This is a genomic window from Streptomyces sp. NPDC017979, from assembly GCF_044328175.1.
Taxonomy (GTDB): Bacteria; Actinomycetota; Actinomycetes; order Streptomycetales; family Streptomycetaceae; genus Streptomyces.
In genome coordinates this window covers 12,410-37,432 of the sequence record NZ_JBIRGU010000024.1, presented here as the reverse complement: position 1 = coordinate 37,432, position 25,023 = coordinate 12,410, and the positions used below count along the sequence as shown (strand labels likewise).

Sequence of the window (25,023 nt, the reverse complement as noted above, 5' to 3'; positions counted from 1 at the left end):
CCCTCGACCCCTACACCCACTCCCGCCGCACCGGCGCCTTCCTCCTCATCGACCCCAACGACGGCACCACCCTCACCGCCGCCATGACCGGCGACCTCCTCGGCGGTGCCGGCCACTGACCCTTCGACACCGGTCCCTTGCATACGGGACCCTTCCGAGCACGGACCTCAGGGCCCGGGGCAGAAGCCCCGGGCCCTGAGCACGTGCCCGCCCCGCTCGCCCTCCGCGGTCGGCGTCGACCGAACGACCAGCGGGGCCACGCTCACCCGGTGAGCGCGGCCCCGCTGGTCGCTTCCTGTCGGTCAGTCGGTCGTTCGGTCCGTGCGGTCAGGTGACGGACGGTGTCCGCTGCTCGTCGACGGCCTCCCGGCCCGCGGGCGGGGGAACGGCGCCGGGTTCGCCCTCCGGCGGCATGCCCTCTCCCTCGAACCCGGCCTGCGCCTTGGCGGGCAGCGCGAAGATCAGCAGGAAGATGACGAACAGCACGCCGGCGACCCAGAAGAGGGCGTTCTCGAAGGCGGCGGCGAACTCGCCGCCGATGAGCGCCGGCCCCGCCTCCTCGTCGATCACGCCGAAGAACACCACCGACGTCAGACCGAGCCCGAGCGCATTGCCCATCTGCAACGTCGTGTTGATCAGGCCGGACGCCGAACCGGCGTGCTCACGCGGCACGTCGGAGAGGATCGCGTTGGTCAGCGGCGCCGTGATCAGGCCCATGCCGGCGCCGATGACGAAGAGCGGCGCCAACATCTGCCAGGTCTCGATGTCCGTGCCGTACCGGTCGGCGAGCCAGGCGTACAGCAGCATGCCGGTGCCCATCACGAGCGCACCAGCCTGGAGCACCTTGCGGCCGTACTTCGGCACCAACTGCTGCACGGAGATGCCGGCGAAGATCGAGGTCGCCACGGAGAACGGCAGCCCCGTCAGACCGGCGCGCATCACGCTCCACCCCAGCCCCACCTGCATGTAGAGCGTCCAGATGAAGAAGAAGATGCCGCAGACCATGCCGAAGCCGACCTGCACCGCGATGCCCGCGCTGAAGCTCTTGACCTTGAAGAGGGAGAGCTCGATGAGCGGCGAGCCGTCCTTGCGGGCCTTGTACCGCTCGTACGCCACCAGGGCGCCGAGCACCAGCGGGGAGCACGCCATCGAGACGAAGCCCCACGCCGGCCAGTCCTCCTCGTGCCCGCGGGTCAGCGGGTACACGAGCATCAGCAGCCCCAGGGTGACCAGGGCGACGCCGACCAGGTCGAGCCGGAGCGCCTGGGGCGCCTTGGACTCGCTGATGAAGACCCGGCCGAGGAACAGCCCCGCGATGCCGACGGGCAGGTTGATCAGGAAGATCAGCCGCCAGTCGAGACCGAAGAGGTCCCACTCCGTCAACAGCGCGCCGAGCAGGGGGCCGGAGACCCCGCCGAGCCCGACGATGGCGCCGAAGAGGCCGAAGACCTTGCCGCGTTCGTGGACCGGGAAGGTGGCGTGGACGATGGACAGCACCTGCGGGACCATCAGCGCGGCGGCCGCGCCCTGCAGAATGCGGGAACCGACGAGCATCTCCGCGCTGCCGGCAAAGCCACAGAGCGCGGACGCCACGGTGAAGGTCCCGATTCCCAGGAGGAACAGCCGTTTCCGCCCGAAGATGTCACCGAGCCTGCCGCCGGTGATCAGACCGGCCGCGAAGGCGAGGGCATAACCCGCGGTGATCCACTGGATCTGACCGGTCGAAGCCTCGATGTCCCGCTGGATCGACGGGATCGCGATATTCACGATCGTGACGTCGACGAGGTCCATGAAAGCGGCGATCAAGACGATGGCCAGCGCGATCCAGCGACGGTTGTCTGGTTCAACCGCCGTAGCTGGGTGAGGGGTTGGAGAAGTCATGGTTAAAGGCTAGGGAAAGCCGCGCGCCCGCGGGGGCCTGCGACTTCAGGGTTTCCGTTCACACCGATCAGAACCTTTTATTGGGTCCTTCGATGGCTTGCTAACTGCATTTTCGTGCTGTTGTTTACTCGAATATCTGAACTAGCCCGGCGCCGCCCCGCGGCAGCATCACAACACCCGACGAAAGAAGTGGAAAATGACCAAGGTCTGGTTCGTGACCGGCTCGTCCCGAGGCTTCGGCCGACGCTTCGTCGAGGCGGCCCTCGGCCGCGGTGACGCCGTCGCGGCCACCGCACGCGACGTGGACTCCCTCACCGACCTCACCCGCACCTACGGCGACGCCGTCCTCCCGCTGGCGCTGGACGTCACCGACCGCTCCGCCGTCTTCGCCGCGGTCCAGCGGGCCCACGACCACTTCGGCCGCCTCGACGTCGTCGTCAACAACGCCGGGTACGGACTGTTCGGCACCGTCGAGGAGATCACCGAGGAGCAGGTCCGCGCCCAACTGGAGACCAACCTCTTCGGCACCCTCTCCGTCACCCAGGCCGCCCTGCCGCACCTGCGCGCCCAGGGCAGCGGACACATCGTGCAGATCTCCAGCGTCAGCGGCGTCGTCGCCTTCCCGATGCTCGGCGGCTACCACGCGTCGAAGTGGGCCCTCGAAGGATTGAGCGACGCCCTGGCCCAAGAGATCGCCGCCTTCGGCATCAAGGTCACCCTCGTCGAGCCCGGCGGCTACGCAACCGACTGGGCCGGCTCGTCCGCGGTCTTCGCCGCGCCCCTGCCCGCCTACGACGGACTGCGCGCCGGCATGTTCAGCGGCGGCGCGCCCGAGGTGGCCGACCCCGCCGCGGCCGGCGCCGCCCTGCTGAAGATCGTGGACGCCGAAGAGCCGCCGTTGCGGGTCGTCTTCGGCCGCCAGCCCGGCGGGCTCGTCGCCCATGTCTACGGGGAGCGGCTGAAGACCTGGTCCGACTGGGCGGAGCTGTCCGCCGAAGCCGAGCAGCCGCTCGCCGCCCCTGACCCTGCCCCCGTCTCCGCCGACTCCGGAGCCCCGGCGTCCGTCGCACGCGAAGCCGTCGCCACCGCCGGCTGAGACCGCACCACCACGTCGCGGCGCGCCCGCGCCGCGACGCCCGTACCACCCGACCCTCCCGGATGGAGGAACCACCATGAGCACCCTGACCGCCACCGCCACCGCCACCGCCACCGCCGACGACGCCACCGCCCTCTGGCGCGACCTGGTCATCGAGGACCTGGCGCCGCTGGGCGCCGGTCAGTTCCAGGCCGGCACCTGCATCTGCTGGGTGGACGAGCCGCAGGACGCCCGCGGCACCCGCAACGACGCCGCGGTCACCGTACGCCTGAACTGACCCCGCGCCACCCGCGCCACCCACGCCACCGGGTCCGCCGACGGCCATGCGGGAGAGGGCCGTCGGCGCACCCCGGCAGCACACCAGCCGTGTCGATCACAGCCGCTCATGATCCCAGGGGGAAGCATGAACAGCTCAGAGCGCAGCCTGCCCGGCCTCTCCTTCAAGCCCCACCTGAGGGCCGAAGTCGTCCCGGGCGAAGGGGTCTTCCTGGTCTCCGAGCGCGGCGTCACCGCGCTGCGCGGCGCGGGCGTCTCCGCCCTCGCACCCCTGCTCGACGGCACCCGGGACCTGAACCGGCTGATCAACGACGCGGCCCGGAGCATCCCCGCGGCGCGCACCGAGCACGTCGTCTCCGGACTGCTCGCTGCGGGGCTGCTCACCGAAGGCGGCCCGCAGGACGTCACGGCCGCCGCCGACATGGCCTTCTGGGAACTCGCCGGCCTCGACGGCACCGCCGCGGCCCGTCGACTGCGACACACCCGCGTCTCCACCGTCATCACCGGCGCCACCGCCACCGCGACCACCGCACGACAGCTCACCGACGCGCTCGTCGCCGCCGGCCTGGACGTCCTGGTCCCCGACGCCGCCCCCGGCCCCACCGCGTCGCCCCCGCCGCGGTCCGCGGACTTCACCGTCGTCCTGTGCGACGACTACCTCGACCCCGACCTCGGCGGCATCGACGCCGCCCAACGCCGCACCGGAACCCCCTGGCTGCTGGTGCGCCTCGGCGGCGACCGGCCCTGGATCGGCCCGGTGTTCCGGCCCGGTGACGGACCGTGCTGGCACTGCCTCGCCGACCTGCTGCGCCGCAACCGCCCGGCGGAGAGCTACCTCGACCGCGCCCTGGGCCGCCGCGTCTCCCCGCCGCTCTCCTCCCTCGCCGCGGTCCGCTCCGCCGGGCTGCACCTCGCGGCCCTGGAGACCGCGAAGTGGATCGCCGGCCACCGCCACCCCGGCCAGTGCGCCATCTGGACCGTGGACCCCCTCTCGCTCACCGGCCGGCACTGCCCGGTGCGCCGCCGCCCCCAGTGCAGCGCCTGCGGCGACCCCGATCTGATGCGACGCCAGGTGAACGCCCCCGTCGTCCTGCACTCCCGCCCCAAGTCCGCCGTGGAACAGTCCGACCGCTGGCTGTCCGCCGACGAGATGCTGCACCGCTACGCCCATCTGATCGATCCCCTCACCGGAGTGGTCCGGGAGATCAGCCGGGACCCGCGCGGACCCGAGTTCCTCAACTGCTTCCACGCCGGCCACAACCCCGCGACCTCGCCGGACGACCTCGCTTCCGTCCGGTTCGGACTGCGCAGCCACAGCTCCGGCAAGGGCGCCACCGAACTCCACGCCCGGGTCAGCGCCCTGTGCGAGGCCGTCGAGCGGCACAGCGGCTACTTCCAGGGCGACGAGCCCACGGTCCGCGCCGCCTACCGCGACGTCGCCGACACCGCCGTCCACCCCGACGACGTCCAACTCTTCCACCCCCGGCAGTTCGCCGACCGGGCGGAGTGGAACGAGCGCAACGCCGCCGCCCACCGAGTGCCCGAACCCTTCGACGAGGACGTCCGACTCGACTGGACCCCGGTGTGGTCGCTGACCTCCCGACGGCAGCGGCTGCTGCCCACCTCGCTGCTCTACTACAACGCGCCCTGCCCCCGCGGCGCCCGCACCTGCTTCGCCAACTCCAACGGCTCGGCCGCCGGCAGCAGCCTGGAGGACGCAGTCGTCCAGGGCACGATGGAGCTGATCGAGCGCGACGCCGTCGCCCTGTGGTGGTACAACCGCACCCGTCAGCCCGGCGTCGACCTCGACGCCCTCGACGACCCGTGGACCCAGCGCGTACGGGCCGGCCACGCCGCCCTCCACCGGGAGGTCTGGGCCCTCGACCTCACCACCGACCTCGGCGTCCCGGCCTTCGCCGCCCTCTCCCGCCGCATCGACAAGGAGACCGAGGACATCACCCTCGGCTTCGGCGCCCACTTCGACCCCCGCCTCGCCCTGCGCCGTGCCCTGACCGAGCTCAACCAGATGCTGCCGCCCGTCGCCGAAGTCAGCGCCGACGGTCGTACGGGCTACGCCTGCGACGACGCGCACGCCCTGCGCTGGTGGCGCACGGCGACCCTGGCGAACGCACCCCACCTGGCCCCCGACCCCACCGCCGGATCCCGGGGAGCCGAAGGCCCCGACGCCGTGGCCCGCCGACGCGACCTGCGCGAGGACGTGACCGCACTGGAGGAACTGCTGGCGGCCCGGGGGCTGGAACTCCTGGTGCTCGACCAGACCCGCCCCGACATCGGACTTCCGGTCGTCAAGGTGCTCGTCCCCGGGCTACGGCCCTTCTGGGCCCGCTTCGCCCCCGGCCGGCTGTACGACGCACCCGTACGGCTCGGCCGGCTGGCGGCGCCCAACCGGTTCGAGGACCTGAACCCCGTACCCCTGTTCATGTGACGGAAACACCGGATCTCCACACTCGGCTTTCACCCCCTCGGATTTTGACATAACCTCACATTGCCTCCCACAGGGGGGAGTTCAGCCAGCCGACCGACGTACGGTGAGGAGCCCCATTGCGCCGGCCAGCGCTGACCGAGGCGGCACCCCCCGACTCCGGAACCGGCCCGCAGGACGAACTGCACGGCGAGCTGGCACCGCGGGTGGCGATCTTCATCACGGCCGTGGTGCTCGGCGGGTTCTTCTTCATCGGACTGACGTACCTGCTGCGGGCCCGACCCTCCGGGGTGGGGCTCGCGGTCTGCGGAGTCCTGATGCTGGCCCTGCTGTGGCTCCAGTTGTTCCACTCGTTCCCCTCCACGGCGCCCCGCGCCGTGCCGCACCGGCGCAAGACCCTGGCCGCACAGGCGCTGATCACCTACGTACCGTTCCCGATCTTCGAGGAAGCCTGGCTTGGAGTGCCGGGCTTCCTCGCCGGATCGACCCTGCTGGTGCTGCGGTCCGCCGCCGGCTGGGCCGGCTTCGCCGCCGTCATCGGCACCGTGGGCCTGCTCAACTTCACCGTGGGCTACGACACCACCGAGTTGGCGTACAACATGGTGGCCACCGCCCTCACCGGCCTCGTCGTCTACGGCCTGAGCCGGCTGACCGACCTGGTGCGCGAAGTGCAGGACGCCCGCGCCGAGTTGGCGCGGCTCGCGATCGTGCAGGAACGGCTGCGATTCGCCCGCGACCTGCACGACCTGCTCGGCTACAGCCTCTCCACCATCACGCTCAAGTGCGAACTCACCCACCGGTTGGTGCGCATCCACCCCGAGCGGGCCGAGACCGAGATCACCGAGATCCTGCGCACCGCCCGGCAGGCGCTCGCCGACGTCCGCTCCGTGGCCAGCAGCTACCTCAACATGAGCCTGAGCCGAGAGGTCTCCGCCGCCGAATCGCTGCTGCGCGCCGTGGGCATCCAGACCGAGGTGCGGATGGAGGTGGAGCTGCCGGCCGGGCCCGTCGACACCGTACTCGCGACCGTGCTGCGGGAGGGCATCACCAACATGCTCCGGCACAGCAAGGCCCAGCACTGCATGATCGCGGCCGCCAAGGAGAAGGGCCGGGTGCGGGTGGCGGTGATCAACGACGGGGTGGGCGCCGAGACCGCGACCCTGTCCACCGACGGCGTCGGCACCGGCGGCAGCGGACTGCACAACCTCACCGCACGCGTGGCAGCCCTCGGCGGCGCGCTGAGTGCGGGGAGCCGGGACGACGGCTGGTTCGAACTGACGGCGGACGTGCCCGTCTGAGCGTCACAACCAGCCCGAAGCGCGGGCGATGCGCACCGCGTCCATCCGGTTGCGCGCACTCAGCTTGGTCACACTGGTCGTCAGGTAATTGCGGACCGTGCCGGGGGAGAGTGAAAGCCGCCGAGCGATCTCCGGGATGTCCTCGCCCTCCGAGACCAGCCGCAGCACCTCCGTCTCCCGGGCGGTGAGCGGATTCTCGGCCGCCTGGATGGTGGCGACCGCCAACTGCGGATCGATGACCTGCTCGCCGGCGGCCACCGACCTGATCGCGGCGGCCAGTTCGTCGGGATCCGCGTCCTTCAGCAGGAAACCCGACACGTGGGCCTGGATCGCCCGGCGCAGATTGCCCGGCCGGCCCAGGCTCGTGAGGATCATCGTGCGGCACTGCGGCAACTGCTCGTGGAGCTGGGCCGCCGCCTGGATGCCGTCGATCCCCGGGAGGTCGATGTCCAGGACGGCGACGTCCGGACGCACCGCCAGCGCGGCCGGCAGGATCTGATCGCCCGCCCCCACCTCGGCGACGACCTCGATGTCGGGCTGCAACTCCAAGAGCGACACGAGCGCTCTTCGAAGCATCAACATGTCTTCCGCGAGCAGGATCCGGACCACCGTTCCCCCCAGACACGCCCCACGGGATGGCCACTTCGGGGTGTGATCATACATTCGAGGGGGCCCGCGTGGGGCGGGTGCGCAGCGGACCGCCGCACCCGCACCCCCGGCATCCCGTGGAGGGCCGGTCGCCGCCGGCGTCAGCCCCGGCGCAGCAGGTACGTGTCCATGATCCAGCCCTTGCGCTCCCGCGCCGCCGCCCGCAACTCCTCGATCCGCTCCGACACCTCCGAGAGCCGACCCGACACCAGGATCTCGTCCTCGGTGCCGACGTACGCGCCCCAGTAGATGTACAGGTCCTGGTCGAGGTGGCGGGTGAACGCCCGGCGGGCGTCCAACATGACCACCACGTCGTCCACGTCGTCCGGCCAGCCCTCCGCCAGCCGCCGACCCGTGGTGATCTGCACCGGGCGCCCCACCCGGTTCAGCCCGGTGCGGTGCCGGGCCAACAGCGCCGAAACGGAGCTGACGCCCGGCACCACCACGTGGTCGAAGTCGACCGCGCCGCGCCGCAGCACCTCCTCCAGGACCGCGAGCGTCGAGTCGTACAGCGAGGGGTCCCCCCACACCAGGAACGCCCCGCACTCGTCCTCGCCCAGGTCGTCCGCGATGAAGCGCTCGAACAGGTCGGCCCGGCGCGACCGCCAGTCGTCGACGGCGGGGGAGTAGTCCGATGTTTCCCGGTCCCGCTCCGGGTCCCGTGCCTCCACCAGCCGATAGGAACCCTCCGCCACATGGGCGTCGAGGATGTCCCGGCGCAGCCGGATCAGATCCGCCTTCGCCTCGCCCTTGTCGAGGATGAAGAAGGCATCAGCCTCGTTCAGCGCCTTGATCGCCTGCAATGTCAGATGGTCGGGATCGCCCGCCCCGATGCCGATCACATAGATCTTCCTCACCCCGTGAGTCTGCCGCACCCCCGCACCGCGTCGCCTACCGGGGGCCCCGCCGGCGCCCTATCCTCCGACCATGCGTGTTGCGCTCTTCGTCACCTGCGTCAACGACGCACTCTTCCCCGCCACCGGCATCGCCACCGTGCGGCTGCTGGAGCGGCTCGGCGTCGAGGTCGACTTCCCCACCGCACAGACCTGCTGCGGCCAACCCCAGTTCAACACCGGCTACCCCGACCAGACCGAACCGCTGGTGCGCCGCACCGCCCGCGCCTTCGCCCCGTACACCCACGTCGTCACCCCCTCCGGATCGTGCGCCGCGATGGTGCGCGAGCACTACCCCCGCTTCGGCGAGGAGGACCTGCCGCGCCGCACGTACGAACTGACCGAGTTCCTCGTCGACGTCCTCGGGGTCGTCGACGTCGGCGCGTACTTCCCCCACACCGTCACCTACCACCCCTCCTGCCACGGGCTGCGGCTGCTCCGCCTCGGCGACCGGCCGCGCCGCCTCCTCGAAGCCGTCAAGGGGCTGCGCCTGCGCGAGCTGCCCGGCGCCGAGGAGTGCTGCGGCTTCGGCGGCACCTTCGCCGTGAAGAACCCCGACGTCTCCGCCGCCATGGGCCGCGACAAGGTGGCGAGCGCAGCCGCCACCGGCGCCAGCGTGCTCTGCGGCGCCGACAACTCCTGCCTGATGCACCTCGACGGCATCGCCCGCCACGAGGACCGGCCGCCCGGGCTGCGCACCGTGCACCTCGCGGAGATCCTCAGCTCCACCGAAGAAACCCCCTACCGCAGGGAGCTGCCGCGATGAGCGGACGCCACGTCGACCTGGGCATGCCGTCCTTCCCCACCGCGGCCAGGGACGCCGTCCACGACGAGACCCTGCGCGCCAACCTCCGCCACGCCACCCACACCATCCGCGACAAACGCGCCCGCGCCGTCGCGGAGCTCGACGACTGGGCGCAGCTGCGGGAGGCCGGCCGGCAGATCAAGGACCGGGCCCTGCGCCACCTCGACCGCCACCTCGAAGAGCTGGAGCGCGCCGTCACCGCCGCCGGCGGCACCGTCCACTGGGCCGAGGACGCCGCCGACGCCAATCGCATCGTCACCGAACTGGTCCGCGCCACCGGGGAGACCGAGGTCGTCAAGGTCAAGTCGATGGCCACCCAGGAGATCGGCCTCAACGAAGCACTGGCCGCCGAGGGCATCACCGCCTACGAGACCGACCTCGCCGAGCTGATCGTCCAACTCGGCCACGACCGGCCCTCCCACATCCTCGTCCCCGCCATCCACCGCAACCGCGCCGAGATCCGCCAGATCTTCGCCGACGAGATGGCGCGCTGGGGCCGCCCGGCCCCCGACGGCCTCACCGACGACCCCGCCGACCTCGCCGAAGCCGCCCGGCTGCACCTGCGGGAGAAGTTCCTCCGCGCCAAGGTGGGCATCTCCGGCGCCAACTTCATGGTCGCCGAGACCGGCACCCTCGTCGTCGTCGAGTCCGAGGGCAACGGCCGGATGTGCCTGACCCTCCCCGAGACCCTGATCTCCGTGGTCGGCGTCGAGAAGACCGTCCCGACCTGGCGCGACCTGGAGGTCTTCCTCCAGACCCTGCCCCGCTCCTCGACCGCAGAGCGGATGAACCCGTACACCTCGATGTGGACCGGCACCAGCGACGCCGACGGCCCCCGCGCCTTCCACCTCGTCCTCCTCGACAACGGGCGCACCGCCGCCCTCGCCGACGACACCGGCCGCCAGGCCCTGCGGTGCATCCGCTGCTCCGCGTGCCTGAACGTGTGCCCGGTGTACGAGCGGGCCGGCGGCCACGCGTACGGCTCGGTATACCCGGGCCCCATCGGCGCCATCCTCAGCCCGCAGCTGCGCGGCACCGGCAGCGCCGTCGACGCGTCCCTGCCGTACGCCTCCTCCCTGTGCGGCGCCTGCTACGAGGTGTGCCCGGTCGCCATCGACATCCCCGAGGTCCTGGTCCACCTGCGGACCCGGGTGGCGGGCGGCGGGGGAGCGGGCCACCGGGTCGAGAAGGCCGCGATCAAGACGGTGGGCTGGGTGCTCGACCACCCCGGGGTCCTCGCGGCGGCCCAGCGCGCCGCGGCCCGCACCCGCCGGCTGCACCCCCGCCGACCACCCGGCGCGGGTGCGTGGACCAGCAGCAGGGAGCTCCCCCAGGCGCCGCGGGAGTCCTTCCGCGACTGGTGGCGCAAGAACCGCGGCACGGACGAGGGGCGCACATGACGTACGAAGCGAGCACGGGCGGCAGCGGCGCGCGGGAACGGATCCTGGCCCGGGTCCGCGCGGCCGTCGCCCACGCTCCCGAAGCGCCGGCCGTCCGCCGCGACTACCGCACCAGCCACACCGCATCCGACGACCCGCGCGTCCTCACCGACCTGCTCGAACGCAACCTCACCGACTACCGGGCCACCGTCCACCGCACCACGGCTGCCGCACTGCCCGCGCTGGTGGCCGCCCTCCTCAACGGCCACGGCGCCCGCAGCGTCGTCGTCCCCGACGGCGTCCCACCGGCCTGGCTCACCGCCGTCGAAGCCGCCGCGGCGATCCCGGTCCGCGACACCGGCCCGCTCACCGCGGCCGAGCTCGACGCCTGCGCCGCCGTGCTCAGCGGCTGCGCCCTGGCGATCGCGGAAACCGGCACCCTCGTCCTCGACGGCGGCCCGGGCCAGGGCCGCCGCGCCCTCACCCTCGTGCCGGATCTGCACCTGTGCGTGGTCCGGGTGCCGCAGCAACTGGTGGCGTCCGTACCGCAGGCCCTGGCCCGGCTGGCCCCGACCACCCCGCTGACCTGGATCTCCGGCCCATCGGCGACCAGCGACATCGAGCTGAACCGCGTCGAGGGCGTCCACGGCCCCCGCACCCTGGAGGTCCTGCTGCTGGAGGGCTAGCCCCCCTACCGCAAGGTCAGCCGCGGTGCTTCGGTCCGCGGGTCCACCGGCCCGGCGCCCGCCGCCAGCCGTTCCGCGAGGTCCCGCGCCCAGGCGCCGAGCCCCTGCACGTCGACGTCGTACGGATCCCCGTACCCCGCGATCCGCCGCGCCCCCCGCTCCAGCAGCCGCGCCCCGCCCGCGGTGTTCCCCCGCGCGGCGTGCGTCAGCCCCACCGCCAGCTGCGCGAGCCCCTGCCACAGGTCCCGCTCCGGCTCGGGCCGGGACTTCCACGCGTCCTCGAACACCTCGTGCGCATGGAACGGCTTCCCCGCGTCCAGCAGCCGCTGCGCCTCGACGAGCGTCTCCTCGGGCCCCCGCACCACCCCCTCGGGCTGCCGTTCCACCCCGGCCCGCCCGTACGGCAAAGGCCGCCCCAGCCCGTCCCGCGGACGCGCATTGCGCGCCCGCCCCTCGCCGTCCCGGTCCCTCGGTACCCTCTCCACACCCCGATTCTCCCCGAAACCCCTGCACCCCCGCAGGCCACCGGCGAGAAGGCGCCGCAGAGTGGGGTAAAGTCTTCCCTGCACGCCGCACCCGGCACTCCGGGCGGGGCGGGCAACGGGACGTGGCGCAGCTTGGTAGCGCACTTGACTGGGGGTCAAGGGGTCGCAGGTTCAAATCCTGTCGTCCCGACTTGTGTTTTCGCAGGTCGTAGGCGGTATCGGAGTAATCCGGTGCCGCCTTTCCGTGTTTCTTGGGGACCAGCGGGTCTGGCGGCGTCGCTGAGGGGTGCGCGGACGGGGTTGAGGCGGGCGGTGAGGGTTGTCCCGGTGCTGGTGATCTGGGACAGGTCGGGGTGCTGGTAGCGCTGGGTGGTGAGCAGGGAGCCGTGTCCGGCGATCTTCCAGAGGACATGCGCGGGACTCCGGCGTCGGCGAATCAGGTGAGGCCGGAGCGGTAGGGGTCGTGGCGGCGCGAGGTGTTCGAGGCCGAGTGCGGTGACGACCTCGTCCCAGTGGGTGGCGTCGCGCAGGACGGTGGTGGAGATGCGTCCACCACGTGGTCCGGTGAAAGGCCGGGCGTCCGGGTTGGGGCCGGCGACGAGGGGGCGGATTTCCTCGATGAGGGGCACGTGGCGGGCGCGTTTGCCCTTGGTGTTCTTGTCGGTGAGTCCGCCGGGTGCGGGGGTGGTCTGCCGTGGCACGGTTCAGATCCAGTTGCTGGTGTCGATGTCGGTGACACGGACGCGGGACACTTCGCCGATGCGGGCGGCGGTCGCGGCGGCGAAGACGTCCACTCACCCCATCCCCTGAACTGGGGTGTTGCGACGACCACTAGAACGGAAGGTGGAACAGGGGCCAGTCGCGCAGGGCGAGTGCGCGGGGATTGTCGAGCCCTTCCTCGGCCTGTTTGTACTCGCGCTCCCAGCCGGTGACCCGGGCCGGGACGGTGATCAGCCCGTCGGCGTTCCCGGCGCTTTGGCGGCGGGGGCACCGGCCGCCGCTGCGGTGGTGGGCATTGGGCCCGCGGCGCCGGTCAGGGCGGCGGTGTCGAGGAGCCGGCGCCGGGTGTGTCGGGCAGCCGCGGGGTGATGGTCCGTCATGTGCCTGGTCGTTCCCTGGGGCGCCGGTGGTGGCCAGGAAGGGTGGGGAGGCCGGCGCCCAGGGAAAGAGGGCCTGTTCGGGTCCGAAAGGGATGCGTCGTGAACGACACCTTCATCACCCCGCGACCATGAGGAGCCGTGCCCCGGCGGCGAAGCGGTGGCCCCGGCCCGGCGCGCCGTCCGAACGACGCCGAGGGGTGGGCCGGATCGGCCCCGACCGGGTCGGGGGTATGCGTACGCAAGACGACGCTCATGTGGCCCCGTGTAACGCCGAGTTTGCACCCGGCCCCGTTTTGTGTCGCGGCCATGACAGTCTTGTGGTGCGGGTTGTTCCCCCTCACGACTCGGCGCCATCGTCGGAGCGCGCCGGATCACCGGCGCACCACCGTTCGAGGAGGAGCTCCCGATGGCAGCAGTTCGCACCACGAAGCGGAGAATCGTCGCCGCGATCGCCACCCTGGCGACAGCGGCACTGGCAGCCGGAGTCGGCACGGCCTTACCCGCCCAGGCGGCCCAGCCCGAGGGCCGGATCCTGCATGCGGGGGCGGCCGAGCCGGTGGCCGGCAGCTACATCGTCACCCTCAAGTCGACGGCCGGATTCAAGGCGTCCACCGCCCGGGGCAAGCAGTTGATATCCGGCTACGGCGGTCAGATCACCCGCACCTACTCGTCCGCCCTGAACGGCTACGCGGCCGAACTCAGCAGGTCGGAGGCGAAGCGGCTCGCTGCGGACCCCGCGGTCGCCGCGGTCGAGCAGGACCAGAAGGTCCACGCGAGCGCCACCCAGACCAATCCGCCCTGGGGTCTGGACCGGATCGACCAGCCGTACCTCCCGCTGAGCGGGACGTACACCTACCCCGACTCGGCGGGCGGCGCCGCCACCGTCTACGTCCTCGACACCGGGGTCCGCATCACCCACCAGGACATCAGCGGCCGGGCCTTCAACGGGTACGACTTCGTCGACAACGACGCCGTCGCCCAGGACGGCCACGGACACGGCACCCACGTCGCCACGACGGCCGCCGGGACCGTCTACGGAGTGGCCAAGAAGGCCAGGGTCGTCGCGGTGCGCGTGCTCGGGAACAACGGCTCGGGCACCACGGCCGGAGTCATCGCGGGCGTCGACTGGATCACCGCCAACCACGGCCCCCGGTCGGTCGCGAACGTCTCGCTCGGCGGCGGCCCCAGCACGGCTCTGGACAACGCCGTGCGCAACTCGATCCGCTCGGGCGTCACCTACTCGATCGCCGCCGGGAACTCCTCCGCGCCCGCCTCCGGCTACTCACCCGCCCGGGTCGGCGAAGCGATCACCGTCGGCGCGACGACCAGGACCGACGCCAGGGCCACCTACTCGAACTACGGCCCCGTCGTCGACATCTTCGCCCCGGGCTCCGACATCACGGCCGGCTGGAACACCTCGGACACCGCCACCTTCACCGGCAGCGGTACGTCCTTCGCCGCGCCTCACGTCTCCGGCGCCGCCGCGATCTATCTGACCAACCACCCCGGCTCCTCCCCGGCGGCCGTCGCTACCGCCCTGGTGAACGGCGCGACGCCCAACGTGCTGACCGGCATCGGAGCGGGCTCCCCGAACAAGCTCCTGAGGCTCGTGCCGTAGCGACACGGCCACCGAACGACGGGGTCCTTGCGGGCGATGCGCCCGCAAGGACCCCTCGGGCGGTCGGGGGGATCACCGACCGGTGGTGCCGCCGCGAGGTTGTCCCGCTCGTTCCCTCCCGCGGGGTCAGATCTGCGGGGCCGGGTGCGGCGGGGAGACGTCGAAGGACGAGTGGGCGCCGCCCAGGGCTCGGGACTCGGGGAGCCAGGAGGAGATGATGAGGCTGGTGCGGTCCATCAGCTCCGTGGTGTCCAACTCCTTGGGGAGGAAGCGGCCGAAGGCGTTCAGGCGCTCCAGGTACTCCAGGCCCTTGGAGACGGCGACGGCCGGGTCGGCGTCGCCGGACTTCTCGGCGACGGTGAGGATGCCGATCTGCTTCTCGTCGGGCTGGTGCATCAGCCAGATGCTGGACAGGCCCTTGGCCTCGGCGTCGTCGCGCATGGTCTCCCAGACCGACGCGAGCAGCTCCGCGACGTTCTCGTTGGTGTAGGAGTAGCGCTCGAAGCGGTTGACGTGGTGGGCGGTGGCCATCGGCTTGAAGTCGTGGGCGCCGGTGACCCGCCAGTAGTGCTTGTCCACGCCCGGGAAGCGGGACCAGAACTTCACGCCCGGCTCGGGGTACAGCTCCTCGTTGGTGAAGTGGTCGTAGTCGAGGACGTTCTCCCAGGTGTCGAAGAGGTAGCGCCCGCCGATGTACTTCACGCCGGTGGCCGGGTCGAAGCGGAGCGGCGTGTACTTGTGGCGCATGCCGGGTCGGATGTCCATGTTGGGGCGCTCGCGCTCCAACATGTCGGCGATGTCCTGGGTGGAGTAGCGATCGTCGAGGGGGAAGTCGGAGGTGAACGCCGCTTCGGCCTTGATCGGGCCGGTCTCGTAGCCGCGGACGTCGGTCATGACGGATGTCCCTTCAGGAGATGGCACGCAGTGCGTGATCGGAGGGGTGTGGAACACCGCTCCGGTAACCGGACCGCCCGGTCACGTTGTGAACCGTACCAGAGAAGGTGACCGCGCGGTCCGCTTAGCTGAAGAAATGTGACCGCACGGTCCGGTTAGTTATGATGAGGGCATGAAGAGAGCCGACGCCGTCCGCAACAGGAGCCTGCTGATCGACGCCGCCACCGCCGAGTTCGCCGAGCACGGCATGGACGTGTCCATCACGCGGATCGCCCAGCGCGCCGGAATCGGCAAGGGCACCGTCTTCCGCCACTTCGACACCAAGGAACAGCTCCTCGCCGAGATCTTCAGCGACCGGCTGGAGGAACTGGTGATGACCGGCCTCACGCTCTCCCTCTCCGCGGACCCGGAAGCGGCGCTGGCCGAGTTCATGCGCGCCGGCGTGGAGCTACAGGCCCGCGACCGCTCGTTCTGCCAGGCCGCCACCGCGCTCTCGCCGAGCGAGGCCAGCGTCCGCGCCTCCCGCGAACGCCTCGCCGAGGTCGCCGACATCCTCGTCACCCGCGCCCAGCGCGTCGGCGCCGTCCGTGACGACGTCACCGGCGTCGACATCGTGCTGCTCCAGACCGCCGCCTCCCAGGCCGTCCTCAGCATCGCCGACGGGTCTCCCGGGCTGTGGCAGCGCTACCTGGGCGTGATCCTCGACGGGCTGCGCCCCGCGGCCGCCCGTGCCCTGCCGATCGGGGCCCCCGCCCTGCACCAGTTCACCGGGTCGCAGGGGTGACCGCCGGGGGCTCACCGATCGGGTGAGCCCCTCCCGGCGGCCAGATCGTGTTCACCTCGGGCTGGTCGTCCTCGCGAGAGGCGCCCATCAGTGCGCCGCTCGTGGAGATCGGATGGCCGAGCCGGGTGCGCGACCGTGAGCCGAGGGCCGCCGTGCGGTTCAGGCGCCGCCCGGCACGGTGTAGCCGACGGCCTCGGGCACGGCGGCGAACGCCCGGTCAGTGAGCGCGACGAGGTGGGTGCGGTCCGCGGTCGCAGCGGGGGCCGCGGCCCAGTCATGCAGGGCGGACCGCCAAGCCGCGACGGTGATCTCCAGGGCGATCCGGAGTCGTACGTCGTCCGCGTCACCGGGTGGCAGCCGCCGGGAGAGCAGGCCGAGGATGTCGCTGGACGCCTCGGCGCAGTGTTGGAGGCTCGCGGCGGTCAGCGCCGGAACGCTCTCGACGAGGCGCCGGCTCTCCGCGAACTGGTGTTCCCAACTCTCGTCCATCCGCTCCAACGTGCCGGTCAGCGCCCGGTGGAACACGCCGAGCACGGGTCCCGACAGGTCGCAGGCGCCCAGGACGTCGAGGAAGACGGCCCAGAACTCCTTCTCCGGTGCGAGCGCCACGTCCTCCTTTGAGGCGAAGTAGCGGAAGAAGGTCCGCTTGGAGACCTCCACCTCGTCGGTGAGGTCGTCCAGGGTGGTGCGCTCGAAGCCGTCGCGGGCGTAGCGGGCCAGGGCCGTCTCGATCAGCGCTCGCCGGGTGCGCAGGCGCTTGCGCTCCCGTAGGGGCAGCTCCCGGAGCCGGTCCCCTCCGGTGGAGCCCGGCTGCCCGGCGGGGCGGTGGTCCTCGGCGGTGGTGGTCATGTCTCCGAGTCTAGGTAAACCGCCTCCGGAATACAGAAGCCCCTCCATGCCGTTTGGCGACAAGAGGCATGTGCCACTGGGTGACACAATATTCTGTGCATCCCGTTTCCGAGGAGGACCCACCATGCGCGCCCTGACCGTCGACCGTTCCGCCCCCAGCGGGCTCCGGCTCGCCGAGACGGCCGATCCGATCCCCGCCGCCCACCAGGCGCTGGTGCGGGTGCGGGCGGTCTCGCTCAATCCGGCCGAGTTCCGGTACGTCCTGCCGCAGGCGCCGGACGGCGCGGTGATCGGCTGGGACGCCGCCGGCGTCGTGGAGCGCGCGGCGGCCGACGGCTCGGGACCGGCCGTGGGCACCGCGGTGATCACGCTCGGGCTGTCCGGTGCCTGGGCGGAGCTCCAGGCGGTGGACACCGCGCTGATCGGTGCCCTCCCCGAGGGCGCCGACCCGGGTGTGATGAGCACGCTGCCCGTCGCGGCCGGGACCGCGCTGCGCGGTCTGCGTCGCCTGGGGCCGGTCCTGGGGCGGCGGGTGATGATCACCGGCGCCACGGGCGCGGTGGGACGCTTCGCGATCCAGCTCGCCCTGCGCGGCGGGGCCCACGTCGTGGCCGTCTCCCGCGACGCCTCCCGTGCGGAGGAACTGCTCGCGCTGGGTGCGCACGACGTCGTCGACGATCCGGCCGCGGTCCTGGACCCCGTGCACGGGGTCCTCGACACCGTCGGCGGACCCGTGCTCCCGGCGGCCTACCAGGCCCTCGGCGAGGGCGGAGTCCTCGTCATGGCCGGCGCCGCCGCCGGCACGGACACGGTCTTCGGCCCGGGCGCCCTGCTCGCCGACCCGGCCCGCCACCACCGGAGCATCGCCACCTTCTTCCTGATGGCAGAGGGCGACATCGACCGGGACCTGACCTGGCTCGCCGCGGAGGCGGCCGCCGGCCGGCTGCGCCCGCACATCGCGTGGCGCGGCGACTGGGCCGACGCGGCCGACACCATCGCCGCCGTGGCCGACAGCAGGCTGCCCGGCAAGGCCGTCCTCACCCTCTCCTGACCCCGTCGGCGGGCCGCCGTGCGCGGCGGCCCGCCCCTCCCGAACGACAACCCCCTCCCGAACGACAACCGAGAGAAAGTCCCATGAACCGCCGCACCGCGAACATCCCGCTGTCCGTACTCGACCTCTCCCCGATCCGCCACGGCCACGGCCCGGCCGAAGCCCTGGGCAACACCGTCGAACTGGCCCGCGCCGCCGAGGCGTACGGCTACCGTCGCTTCTGGATCTCCGAGCACCACAACACCACTGCCATGGCCAGCTCCGCGACCGCCATCATGATCGGCCAGGTCGCCGCCGCCACCGAGCGGATCAACGTCGGCGCGGGCGGCATCATGCTGCCCAACCACGCCCCGTACGTCGTCGCCGAACAGTTCGGCACCCTCGCCACCTATCACCCCGGCCGGATCGACCTCGGCCTCGGCCGCGCCCCCGGCACCGACCCGTGGACCACCCGCGCCCTGCGGCGCCGCCACGAGAGCGGCGCCGACTTCCCCGAGCAGGTCGCCGAACTCCGCGGCTACCTCGCTCCTGGGCCCGGGGACCGCAAGGTCCGGGCCGTCCCCGGAGAGGGCGTCGACGTGCCGGTGTACGTGCTGGGCTCCAGCACCTTCGGCGCCGCCCTCGCCGCCCGCGAGGGGCTGCCGTTCGTCCACGCCGCGCACTTCTCGCCCGACCAGCTCCTCGAAGCGCTGGAGCGGTACCGGACGGAGTACCGGCCCTCGGCCGCGCACCCGCAGCCGTACGCGATCGTCGCGGCCAACGCCGTCGTCGCCGACACCGAACAGGACGCCGTCCGCACCTTCTCGACCATGCAGCAGAAGTTCCTCACCCACTTCCGGGGCGAGATGAGGATCCTGCCGCCGGTCGACGACATCGACCGCGTCTGGGCGCCGCAGGAGGCCCAGATGGTGAACGCCATGCTCCGCGAGTCCTTCGTCGGCACCCCCGACACCGTCCGCGCGGGCCTGACGGACCTCGCCCGCCGCACCGGCGCCGACGAGCTCATGATCGTCTCCGAGGCGTGGGACTTCGAGGCGCGCAAGCGCTCGTACGAACTCCTCGCCAAGACCTGGAACCTCTGACCCGCATCCACGGAGAAAGGCACACCCGCCATGTCCGCCCCCGCCGCCCTCTTCCAACCCGTCCGCCTCGGCGCACTCACGCTCGCCAACCGCATGGTGATGGCGCCCATGACCCGTGCCCGGGCCCACGAGGACGGCACTCCGAGCGCGTTGATGGCCGAGTACTACGGCCAGCGCGCCACGGCGGGTCTGATCGTCGCCGAGGGGACCCACCCCACCCCCCTCGGCCCGATCGGCCCGAACGCGCCGGGATTGTTCACCGCCGCCCACCAGGACGGCTGGGCGGCCGTCGCCGACGCCGTCCATGCCGTGGGCGGACGCGTCTTCCTCCAGCTCATGCACGCCGGACGCCTCGCCCACCCGGACTTCCTCCCCGCCGGCACCCACCCCGTCGCCCCCTCCGCCGTCGCGGCCCGCACCGAGGTCTTCACCCCCTCGGGTCGGGTCCCGGCGGTGGTCCCCCGCGCCCTCACCGAGCCCGAGATCACCGCCCTGGTCTTCGACTTCGTGAACGCGGCCTGCCGCGCGGTCGCCGCCGGACTCGACGGCGTCGAGATCCACGCCGCCAACGGCTACCTCCTCCACCAGTTCCTCGCCGACAACGCCAACACCCGCACCGACCGCTGGGGCGGCGACACCGCTGGACGCACCCGTCTCACCACCGAGATCGCCCGCGCCGTCGCCACCACCATCGGCCCCCACCGCACCGCCCTGCGGATCTCGCCCGCGAACCCCTACGGAGACCTCACCGAAACCGACCCCCACACCACGTACACCACCCTCGTCCGCGACCTCGCGCCGCTCGGCCTCGCCTACCTCCACCACGGCGAGACCGGCACCGGCCTCGACGCCGAGATCCGCGAACTGTGGCCGACGGCCCTGGTCGTCACCCCCGCGCCCCTGGAAACGGGCAAGGAGGACGCCGCCGTCGGAGCCCTCGCCCGCGGCGCGGACCTGGTCTCCTTCGGCCGCGACTACCTCGCCAACCCGGACCTGGTCCACCGCTGCCGGATCGGCGCCGCACTCAACGAAGCCCGCCCCGACGGCTTCTACGGCGGCGGAGCGGATGGGTACACCGACTATCCGGCCCTGGGCGGAGAGTCGAAGCCGGGCGGGCGCGGCGCGCGGTGACCAGGCCCCGCCGGACGGGCACGGATCAGCGCTTCCCGCCGTCGACGTCCAGTGTGATGCCGGTGGCGAAGGTGTTCTCGATGAGGAACAGCGTGGCGTGGGCGGTCTCCTGCGCCTCACCCGGGCGGCCGATGGGGTGGGTGCTCACAACTTGGGCACCCCGGTCTCCGCGGGCCCGGACCGCCGGGCCGCGTTGGCGTAGATGCTCTGGGAGATGTAGCTGGTGCTCTGCTCGGCGAGGGCGGCGCAGAGGTGGCGTTTGAGGGTGCGGGCGGCGGTGTGGTGGGGGTGGTCGGCGGGGGCGAGGGCGAGGAGGTCGATGACGTGGAGGGCTTCTTGGGTGTGGCCTTGGTCGTGGAGTTGGGTGGCGTGGTCGAGGACGGCTTGTTTGTCGGTGATGGCGTCGGCGATCGCGGTTGCTGCGGCGTCGGGGTGGGCGGGGTGGAGGCTTGTCGGGTTGCGCTCCTCCCACCAGCCGTTCTCCGAGCGGTAGACGTCGCGGACCAGGTAGTCCCGGTGGCCGTACGTCTCCTTCAGCCACGGCTTGTCGAACATGCCGTCCGGGTAGTCGATGTCGTGGAGGATCGCGCCCACCGTCATTCCGCGGTTCATCCGCTCCACCACCTCCCGGCGCAGCCACCGCAGCACGGCCGCTGGTTCCCTCAGCCAGGCGTCGACCGCCTCCCGGCCTCGCGCGACCGGCCCGAACTCCGGCACCAGGACCTGTGCGCCCAGGGCCGCCAGCCGGTCGAGGGTGTCGGCCCAGCGGACCGGGTCGCGCAGGGTCCGCAGCGGGGTGCCCACGTTCGGGATCGCGTCGATCACGGCCGCCCCGCCGTACAGCACCTTCTCCTCCGGCAGCCAGACGGCCGTCGCGTCGTCCGTCTCCGAAGGTGCCCAGAGCAGTTGGACCGTGCGGTCCGGTCCGGCGTGGACGGTGTACGAGCCGGTGTAGGTGAGGTCCGGGTACGTCAGCGGGAGCCGTTCCAGCGTCGGGACGGCGCCCCGGAACTGGAGGGCGTTGATGTGGTTCTGGAGGCCGGTGGTCTCCGCGTAGCGGCGGTAGCGGCGGACCAGGTTCTCGTGGGCGACGATCACCGGACGCGGGTGGCCGAGCTGCTCCGCCTCCTTCAACCAGAGTCCGACACCGTAGTTGTAGCCGAGGTGGCCGTGGCTGTAGACGATCCACCGGACCGGGGCGCCGGTCCGGGCCCGAAGGGTGCGCTGCATCTCCTGGACCATGGGGCGCGTCGCGCCCGCGTCGACCAGGAGCAGCCCGTCGGGGGTCTCCACGACGAGGGAACGCCCCGCGCCGCCGATGGTGAACACGCCGGGGGCGACGTCCTCCACCTCGATGTCATGGGCGAGGGGGATGTCGGTGTCGGTTGCCTTGGTGGCCTTCACAGCGGCTACTCCTCTAACAGAGCGCGGTACGGGAGCGGGGTTTCAGACGAGGTGGGTCAGGAGTTCCGGCAGCACCCGGTCGGTTTCCAGCTCGGGCAGCCAGTGGCCCGCGCCGGAGAGTTCGGTGAAGCGGTACGGGCCTTCGACGTGCCGTCCCGTGGACTCGGCGGCGTCCCGGCCGAGCGCCGGGTCCCGCTCGCCCCAGATGTAGAGGGTGGGCAGCGTGACCGGGCCCGGGTCCAGGAGGAGGCTCGCCGACCGGTACCAGGTGAGGCCGCCGGTCAGCGCGGCGCCGTCGTTCGCCGCCAGCCGCCGGACGGCGGGCGCGGCCCGTTCGGCGCCCAGGTCCTCGTACACCCCGTACAGGCCGGCCGCCCCGTTCTTCAGCAGCCCCTGCTCGGCCCGCTGCCCGGGACTGCGGAAGTAGCCGATGTAGCGGGAGCGTTCCCGCTGGTCGCTCTTGGGATCGGCGAGGGCCGCGGCGAAGGCCGAGGGATGCGGGGTGGAGAGCAGGGTGAGGGTGCGCAGCCGGTCCGGCGCGGAGCCCGCCGCCTGCCAGGCGAGCCCGCCGCCCCAGTCGTGGCCGACGAGGTGGAACGGACGGCCGCCGAAGACGTCCGCCCCGACGGCGAGGGCGTCCGAAACCAGCTCCTCGGTGGCGTAGGCGGACGGTTCGCGGGGGCGGGCGCCGTCCGCGTAGCCGCGCTGGTCGAAGGCGGCGGCGCGGTATCCGGCCGCTGCCAGACCGTCCATCAGGGGCAGCCAGCAGTCGGCGAACTGGGGGAAACCGTGCAGCAGCAGTACGGGCGGGCCGTCGGCCGGTCCGGCGGCCAGACCGGTGAACTCCAGCCCGCGGACCGCGGAAACGAAGGGGGACGGCTTCATCGGGGACTCCTCGGGCTTGCGGTGGTACGTCACTCGCCCTCCGCCGCCGCCAGATAGATGCTCTGGGAGACGTAACTGGGGTTGCGGGTGGCGAGGGCGGCGCAGAGGTGGCGTTTGAGGGTGCGGGCGGCGGTGTGGTGGGGGTGGTCGGCGGGGGCGAGGGCGAGGAGGTCGATGACGTGGAGGGCTTCTTGGGTGTGGCCTTGGTCGTGGAGTTGGGTGGCGTGGTCGAGGACGGCTTGTTTGTCGGTGATGGCGTCGGCGATCGCGGTTGCTGCGGCGTCGGGGTGGGCGGGGTGGAGTGCGGTCGGGTTGCGCTCCTCCCACCAGCCGTTCTCCGAGCGGTAGATGTCGCGGACCAGGTAGTCCCGGTGGCCGTACGTCTCCCGCATCCACCAGGGCGAGAACATGTCCTCGGGGTAGTCGATGTCGTGGAGGATCGCGCCCACCGTCATTCCGCGGTTCATCCGCTGAACCACCTCGCGGCGCAGCCACCGCAGGGCCTGCGCCGCACCGCCCAGCCAGCGGCGGATCAGCTCCGGGTCGCGGGTGGTGCGGCCGAACTCCGGGACGACGACCTCGGGCCCGAGTGCCAGCAGCCGGTCGAGGGTGTCGGCCCAGCGGACCGGGTCGCGCAGGGTCCGCAGCGGGGTGCCCACGTTCGGCAGGGCGGCGATCAGGGCGGCGCTGCCGTACAGCACCTTCTCCTCCGGGAGCCAGACGGCCGTCGTGTCGTCGGTCTCCGAGGGTGCCCAGATGAGTTGCACCGCGCGCCCGGAGCCGGCGTGCACCGTGTACGCGTGGGAGTAGGTGAGGTCGGGGAACGTCAGCGGGGGCAGGTCGTCGAACGTCATGTCCGCGCCACCGCGGAACTGGAGGGTGTTGAAGTGGTTCTGGAGCCCGGCCGTCTCCTGGTAGCGGCGGTAGCGGCGGACCAGGTTCTCCTGGGCGACGATCACCGGGCGGGGTTCGCCGGCCTCCGCGGCCGCGTCCAGCCAGTACCGGGCGCCGTAGTTGTAGCCGAGGTGGCCGTGGCTGTAGACGATCCACCGCACCGGCGCGTCCGTCACCTCCCGCAGCGCGGCCCGCATCCGGGCCGCCATCTCGGGGGTCGCGCCGGTGTCGACCAGCAGCACTCCGCCGTCGGTCTCCACGGCGAGGGACCGGCCCTGGCCGCCGATGACGTGGATCCCGGGTGCGACGGTCTCCAGCGTGGTCTCCAGGTACAAGGGTGCGGTGGGCACGGGTGACTCCTCGGAGCAGAAGGGGGAGGGCGGTTCAGGCGCCGGGCAGGACCACGGCGCGGCCGGTGATCTTCCCGGCGTGCAGGCGCTCGTAGGCGAGGGGCGCCTCGTCGATGCCGTACGTCTCGATGTGCACGTCCAACTCGCCGACCCGGCCCAGCGCGAGCACCTCGGCCAGCTCCGGGCGGGTGCCCCAGTACGGGACGGACGCGGTGACGCCGTAGGGAACCCGCCCGGCCGCCAGCCCGAGCCGTCCGCCGCCGAGACCCACGACGGCGATCTCGCCCTCCTTCGCGACCGCCTTCGCAGCGGTCCTCAGCGTGGCGTCGTTCGCGACGAAGTCCAGCACCACCTCGGCGCCCAGACCGTCCGTCAGCTCCCGGATCCCGTCGGCCGCCCGCTGGTCGGAGAGCAGGGTGCGGTGCGCCCCGCAGGCGCGGGCGAGCGCCAGCTTCTCCTCGGCGACGTCCAGCGCGACGACCGTGGCCGCGCTGAGCGTGCGCAGGATCTGCACCCCGAGGTGCCCGAGGCCCCCGACGCCGATGACCACCGCCGTACTGCCCGGAACCAGCCGGTGCAGGACCCTTTTGACGGCGTGGTACGGGGTGAGGCCGGCATCCGTGAGAGGCACCGCCCGCACCGGGGCGAGGCCGTCCAGCGGCACCAGATGCCGGGCGGAGTCGACCAGGAGGTACTCGGCGATCGCGCCGGGCGCGCCGAGCCCGGGGGAGTGGATCCCCAGCCGCTCGGTGTGCGGGCAGTAGTTCTCCCGGCCCAGCGCACAGGCCCGGCAGACACCGCAGCCCCATGCTCCGTAGACGGCGACCGCGTCACCCGTGCGCACTCCCTCGACGCCCGGCCCGAGCGCGGCGACGGTGCCCGCCGCCTCGTGGCCGAGGGTCAGGGGCAGCGGGAACCAGAGCCGGTCGGCCGGCAGGCCCATGATGACCTCGTCCGAGTGGCAGACTCCGGCCGCCTCGACCTTCACGACCACCTGCCCGGGGCCGGGTTCGGGATCGGGCACGGTCGTCACCGACGGGGGTTGCCCGGGGGTGTGGTACTGGAACGCCTTCATGGCGGTGCTCCTTGCT

Annotated in this window: 24 protein-coding genes and 1 tRNA gene; 13 read left to right on the top strand and 12 right to left on the bottom strand. The window is 72.3% G+C overall.

The features are described 5' to 3' along the window. Window positions 1-327 precede the first annotated feature (327 nt). Window positions 328-1,881 carry an MFS transporter gene (locus ACH4E8_RS34745; RefSeq protein ID WP_398455675.1) on the bottom strand — a complete coding sequence of 518 codons (1,554 nt, stop codon included), beginning with the start codon at window positions 1,879-1,881 and terminating at the stop codon, window positions 328-330. 196 nt (window positions 1,882-2,077) lie between these two features. On the opposite strand from ACH4E8_RS34745, the gene ACH4E8_RS34740 reads away from it, so the two are divergent. The 4 genes from ACH4E8_RS34740 (at window position 2,078) to ACH4E8_RS34725 (ending at window position 6,994) form a co-directional block, all read left to right on the top strand. Beyond that, the gene (locus tag ACH4E8_RS34740) at window positions 2,078-2,977 is read left to right on the top strand and encodes an SDR family NAD(P)-dependent oxidoreductase (protein WP_398455673.1); all 900 of its coding nucleotides are present in this window, start codon (window positions 2,078-2,080) and stop codon (window positions 2,975-2,977) included. Between the two features lie 76 nt (window positions 2,978-3,053). Then, complete coding sequence (locus ACH4E8_RS34735) at window positions 3,054-3,254, top strand: hypothetical protein (RefSeq protein ID WP_398455672.1); 201 nt, start codon at window positions 3,054-3,056, stop codon at window positions 3,252-3,254. 126 nt (window positions 3,255-3,380) lie between these two features. Next, window positions 3,381-5,699 carry a TOMM precursor leader peptide-binding protein gene (locus tag ACH4E8_RS34730; RefSeq protein WP_398455670.1) on the top strand — a complete coding sequence of 773 codons (2,319 nt, stop codon included), beginning with the start codon at window positions 3,381-3,383 and terminating at the stop codon, window positions 5,697-5,699. A gap of 116 nt (window positions 5,700-5,815) precedes the next feature. Further along, the gene (locus ACH4E8_RS34725) at window positions 5,816-6,994 is read left to right on the top strand and encodes a sensor histidine kinase (protein WP_398455669.1); all 1,179 of its coding nucleotides are present in this window, start codon (window positions 5,816-5,818) and stop codon (window positions 6,992-6,994) included. Between the two features lie 3 nt (window positions 6,995-6,997). Here the strand turns inward: ACH4E8_RS34725 and ACH4E8_RS34720 are convergent, their stop codons facing one another. After that, window positions 6,998-7,603: a DNA-binding response regulator gene (locus ACH4E8_RS34720; protein WP_398455667.1), complete on the bottom strand. Its 606-nt coding sequence runs from the start codon at window positions 7,601-7,603 to the stop codon at window positions 6,998-7,000. 140 nt (window positions 7,604-7,743) lie between these two features. After that, on the bottom strand, window positions 7,744-8,499 hold the full coding sequence (gene cobF / locus ACH4E8_RS34715; RefSeq protein ID WP_398455665.1) for a precorrin-6A synthase (deacetylating): 756 nt from the start codon (window positions 8,497-8,499) through the stop codon (window positions 7,744-7,746). A gap of 70 nt (window positions 8,500-8,569) precedes the next feature. Here cobF and ACH4E8_RS34710 point away from each other — a divergent pair, with 70 nt between their 5' ends. From ACH4E8_RS34710 to ACH4E8_RS34700, 3 genes are read left to right on the top strand one after another with little or no spacing between them, the layout of a single operon-like run. Next, window positions 8,570-9,301, top strand: coding sequence for a (Fe-S)-binding protein (locus ACH4E8_RS34710; RefSeq protein ID WP_398455663.1), 732 nt, complete (start codon window positions 8,570-8,572; stop codon window positions 9,299-9,301). After that, window positions 9,298-10,740 carry a lactate utilization protein B gene (locus tag ACH4E8_RS34705; protein ID WP_398455662.1) on the top strand — a complete coding sequence of 481 codons (1,443 nt, stop codon included), beginning with the start codon at window positions 9,298-9,300 and terminating at the stop codon, window positions 10,738-10,740. The genes ACH4E8_RS34710 and ACH4E8_RS34705 overlap by 4 nt, the downstream gene beginning before the upstream one ends. Beyond that, window positions 10,737-11,405 (top strand): lactate utilization protein C, encoded by a 669-nt coding sequence (locus tag ACH4E8_RS34700; protein WP_398455660.1) that lies wholly within the window; start codon window positions 10,737-10,739, stop codon window positions 11,403-11,405. Before ACH4E8_RS34705 ends, ACH4E8_RS34700 begins: the two co-directional genes overlap by 4 nt. Before the next feature lie 5 nt (window positions 11,406-11,410). Here the strand turns inward: ACH4E8_RS34700 and ACH4E8_RS34695 are convergent, their stop codons facing one another. Then, on the bottom strand, window positions 11,411-11,890 hold the full coding sequence (locus ACH4E8_RS34695) for a DUF309 domain-containing protein (protein WP_398455659.1): 480 nt from the start codon (window positions 11,888-11,890) through the stop codon (window positions 11,411-11,413). A gap of 116 nt (window positions 11,891-12,006) precedes the next feature. On the opposite strand from ACH4E8_RS34695, the gene ACH4E8_RS34690 reads away from it, so the two are divergent. After that, window positions 12,007-12,080, top strand: a tRNA-Pro gene (locus ACH4E8_RS34690). Window positions 12,081-12,840: 760 nt separating this feature from the next. Here the strand turns inward: ACH4E8_RS34690 and ACH4E8_RS34685 are convergent. After that, on the bottom strand, window positions 12,841-12,990 hold the full coding sequence (locus ACH4E8_RS34685) for a hypothetical protein (RefSeq protein WP_398455658.1): 150 nt from the start codon (window positions 12,988-12,990) through the stop codon (window positions 12,841-12,843). Window positions 12,991-13,396: 406 nt separating this feature from the next. Here ACH4E8_RS34685 and ACH4E8_RS34680 point away from each other — a divergent pair, with 406 nt between their 5' ends. Beyond that, complete coding sequence (locus ACH4E8_RS34680; protein WP_398455657.1) at window positions 13,397-14,608, top strand: S8 family peptidase; 1,212 nt, start codon at window positions 13,397-13,399, stop codon at window positions 14,606-14,608. A 126-nt stretch (window positions 14,609-14,734) separates the two neighbouring features. Here ACH4E8_RS34680 and ACH4E8_RS34675 read toward each other — a convergent pair whose 3' ends face one another. Then, on the bottom strand, window positions 14,735-15,502 hold the full coding sequence (locus ACH4E8_RS34675; protein ID WP_398455656.1) for a hypothetical protein: 768 nt from the start codon (window positions 15,500-15,502) through the stop codon (window positions 14,735-14,737). A 172-nt stretch (window positions 15,503-15,674) separates the two neighbouring features. Here ACH4E8_RS34675 and ACH4E8_RS34670 point away from each other — a divergent pair, with 172 nt between their 5' ends. Then, entirely contained in the window at window positions 15,675-16,286 is a 612-nt protein-coding gene (locus ACH4E8_RS34670) for a TetR/AcrR family transcriptional regulator (protein ID WP_398455655.1), read from the top strand. A 159-nt stretch (window positions 16,287-16,445) separates the two neighbouring features. On the opposite strand, the gene ACH4E8_RS34665 is transcribed toward ACH4E8_RS34670, so the two are convergent. After that, window positions 16,446-17,135 carry a TetR/AcrR family transcriptional regulator gene (locus ACH4E8_RS34665; protein WP_398455654.1) on the bottom strand — a complete coding sequence of 230 codons (690 nt, stop codon included), beginning with the start codon at window positions 17,133-17,135 and terminating at the stop codon, window positions 16,446-16,448. Window positions 17,136-17,259: 124 nt separating this feature from the next. On the opposite strand from ACH4E8_RS34665, the gene ACH4E8_RS34660 reads away from it, so the two are divergent. From ACH4E8_RS34660 to ACH4E8_RS34650, 3 genes are all read left to right on the top strand, one after another. Further along, entirely contained in the window at window positions 17,260-18,186 is a 927-nt protein-coding gene (locus tag ACH4E8_RS34660; RefSeq protein WP_398455653.1) for a zinc-binding dehydrogenase, read from the top strand. Window positions 18,187-18,269: 83 nt separating this feature from the next. Beyond that, a complete protein-coding gene (locus ACH4E8_RS34655) occupies window positions 18,270-19,268 on the top strand; it encodes an LLM class flavin-dependent oxidoreductase (protein WP_398455652.1) in 999 nt (332 codons plus the stop codon). A 30-nt stretch (window positions 19,269-19,298) separates the two neighbouring features. After that, on the top strand, window positions 19,299-20,399 hold the full coding sequence (locus ACH4E8_RS34650) for an alkene reductase (protein ID WP_398455651.1): 1,101 nt from the start codon (window positions 19,299-19,301) through the stop codon (window positions 20,397-20,399). Window positions 20,400-20,424: 25 nt separating this feature from the next. On the opposite strand, the gene ACH4E8_RS34645 is transcribed toward ACH4E8_RS34650, so the two are convergent. From ACH4E8_RS34645 to ACH4E8_RS34625, 5 genes are read right to left on the bottom strand one after another with little or no spacing between them, the layout of a single operon-like run. Continuing rightward, the gene (locus ACH4E8_RS34645; RefSeq protein WP_398455650.1) at window positions 20,425-20,547 is read right to left on the bottom strand and encodes a hypothetical protein; all 123 of its coding nucleotides are present in this window, start codon (window positions 20,545-20,547) and stop codon (window positions 20,425-20,427) included. Then, a complete protein-coding gene (locus tag ACH4E8_RS34640; RefSeq protein ID WP_398455648.1) occupies window positions 20,544-21,803 on the bottom strand; it encodes an alkyl sulfatase dimerization domain-containing protein in 1,260 nt (419 codons plus the stop codon). The genes ACH4E8_RS34645 and ACH4E8_RS34640 overlap by 4 nt, the downstream gene beginning before the upstream one ends. Before the next feature lie 42 nt (window positions 21,804-21,845). Beyond that, window positions 21,846-22,721 (bottom strand): alpha/beta fold hydrolase, encoded by an 876-nt coding sequence (locus ACH4E8_RS34635; RefSeq protein WP_398455646.1) that lies wholly within the window; start codon window positions 22,719-22,721, stop codon window positions 21,846-21,848. Then, complete coding sequence (locus tag ACH4E8_RS34630; RefSeq protein ID WP_398455645.1) at window positions 22,718-23,932, bottom strand: alkyl sulfatase dimerization domain-containing protein; 1,215 nt, start codon at window positions 23,930-23,932, stop codon at window positions 22,718-22,720. The genes ACH4E8_RS34635 and ACH4E8_RS34630 overlap by 4 nt, the downstream gene beginning before the upstream one ends. Before the next feature lie 34 nt (window positions 23,933-23,966). After that, window positions 23,967-25,007, bottom strand: a complete 1,041-nt coding sequence (locus ACH4E8_RS34625) for an NAD(P)-dependent alcohol dehydrogenase (RefSeq protein ID WP_398455644.1) — start codon at window positions 25,005-25,007, stop codon at window positions 23,967-23,969. Window positions 25,008-25,023: the final 16 nt, after the last annotated feature.

Excerpts from the sequence above, each read along its gene's own strand:
- ACH4E8_RS34665 (WP_398455654.1), bottom strand. The coding sequence starts at position 17,135 with ATGACCACCACCGCCGAGGACCACCGCCCCGCCGGGCAGCCGGGCTCC.
- ACH4E8_RS34740 (WP_398455673.1), top strand. The coding sequence starts at position 2,078 with ATGACCAAGGTCTGGTTCGTGACCGGCTCGTCCCGAGGCTTCGGCCGA.
- ACH4E8_RS34730 (WP_398455670.1), top strand. The coding sequence starts at position 3,381 with ATGAACAGCTCAGAGCGCAGCCTGCCCGGCCTCTCCTTCAAGCCCCAC.
- ACH4E8_RS34655 (WP_398455652.1), top strand. The coding sequence starts at position 18,270 with ATGAACCGCCGCACCGCGAACATCCCGCTGTCCGTACTCGACCTCTCC.
- ACH4E8_RS34660 (WP_398455653.1), top strand. The coding sequence starts at position 17,260 with ATGCGCGCCCTGACCGTCGACCGTTCCGCCCCCAGCGGGCTCCGGCTC.
- ACH4E8_RS34670 (WP_398455655.1), top strand. The coding sequence starts at position 15,675 with ATGAAGAGAGCCGACGCCGTCCGCAACAGGAGCCTGCTGATCGACGCC.
- ACH4E8_RS34650 (WP_398455651.1), top strand. The coding sequence starts at position 19,299 with ATGTCCGCCCCCGCCGCCCTCTTCCAACCCGTCCGCCTCGGCGCACTC.
- ACH4E8_RS34675 (WP_398455656.1), bottom strand. The coding sequence starts at position 15,502 with ATGACCGACGTCCGCGGCTACGAGACCGGCCCGATCAAGGCCGAAGCG.
- ACH4E8_RS34705 (WP_398455662.1), top strand. The coding sequence starts at position 9,298 with ATGAGCGGACGCCACGTCGACCTGGGCATGCCGTCCTTCCCCACCGCG.
- ACH4E8_RS34685 (WP_398455658.1), bottom strand. The coding sequence starts at position 12,990 with ATGACGGACCATCACCCCGCGGCTGCCCGACACACCCGGCGCCGGCTC.
- ACH4E8_RS34735 (WP_398455672.1), top strand. The coding sequence starts at position 3,054 with ATGAGCACCCTGACCGCCACCGCCACCGCCACCGCCACCGCCGACGAC.
- ACH4E8_RS34700 (WP_398455660.1), top strand. The coding sequence starts at position 10,737 with ATGACGTACGAAGCGAGCACGGGCGGCAGCGGCGCGCGGGAACGGATC.
- ACH4E8_RS34710 (WP_398455663.1), top strand. The coding sequence starts at position 8,570 with ATGCGTGTTGCGCTCTTCGTCACCTGCGTCAACGACGCACTCTTCCCC.
- ACH4E8_RS34680 (WP_398455657.1), top strand. The coding sequence starts at position 13,397 with ATGGCAGCAGTTCGCACCACGAAGCGGAGAATCGTCGCCGCGATCGCC.
- ACH4E8_RS34745 (WP_398455675.1), bottom strand. The coding sequence starts at position 1,881 with ATGACTTCTCCAACCCCTCACCCAGCTACGGCGGTTGAACCAGACAAC.
- ACH4E8_RS34625 (WP_398455644.1), bottom strand. The coding sequence starts at position 25,007 with ATGAAGGCGTTCCAGTACCACACCCCCGGGCAACCCCCGTCGGTGACG.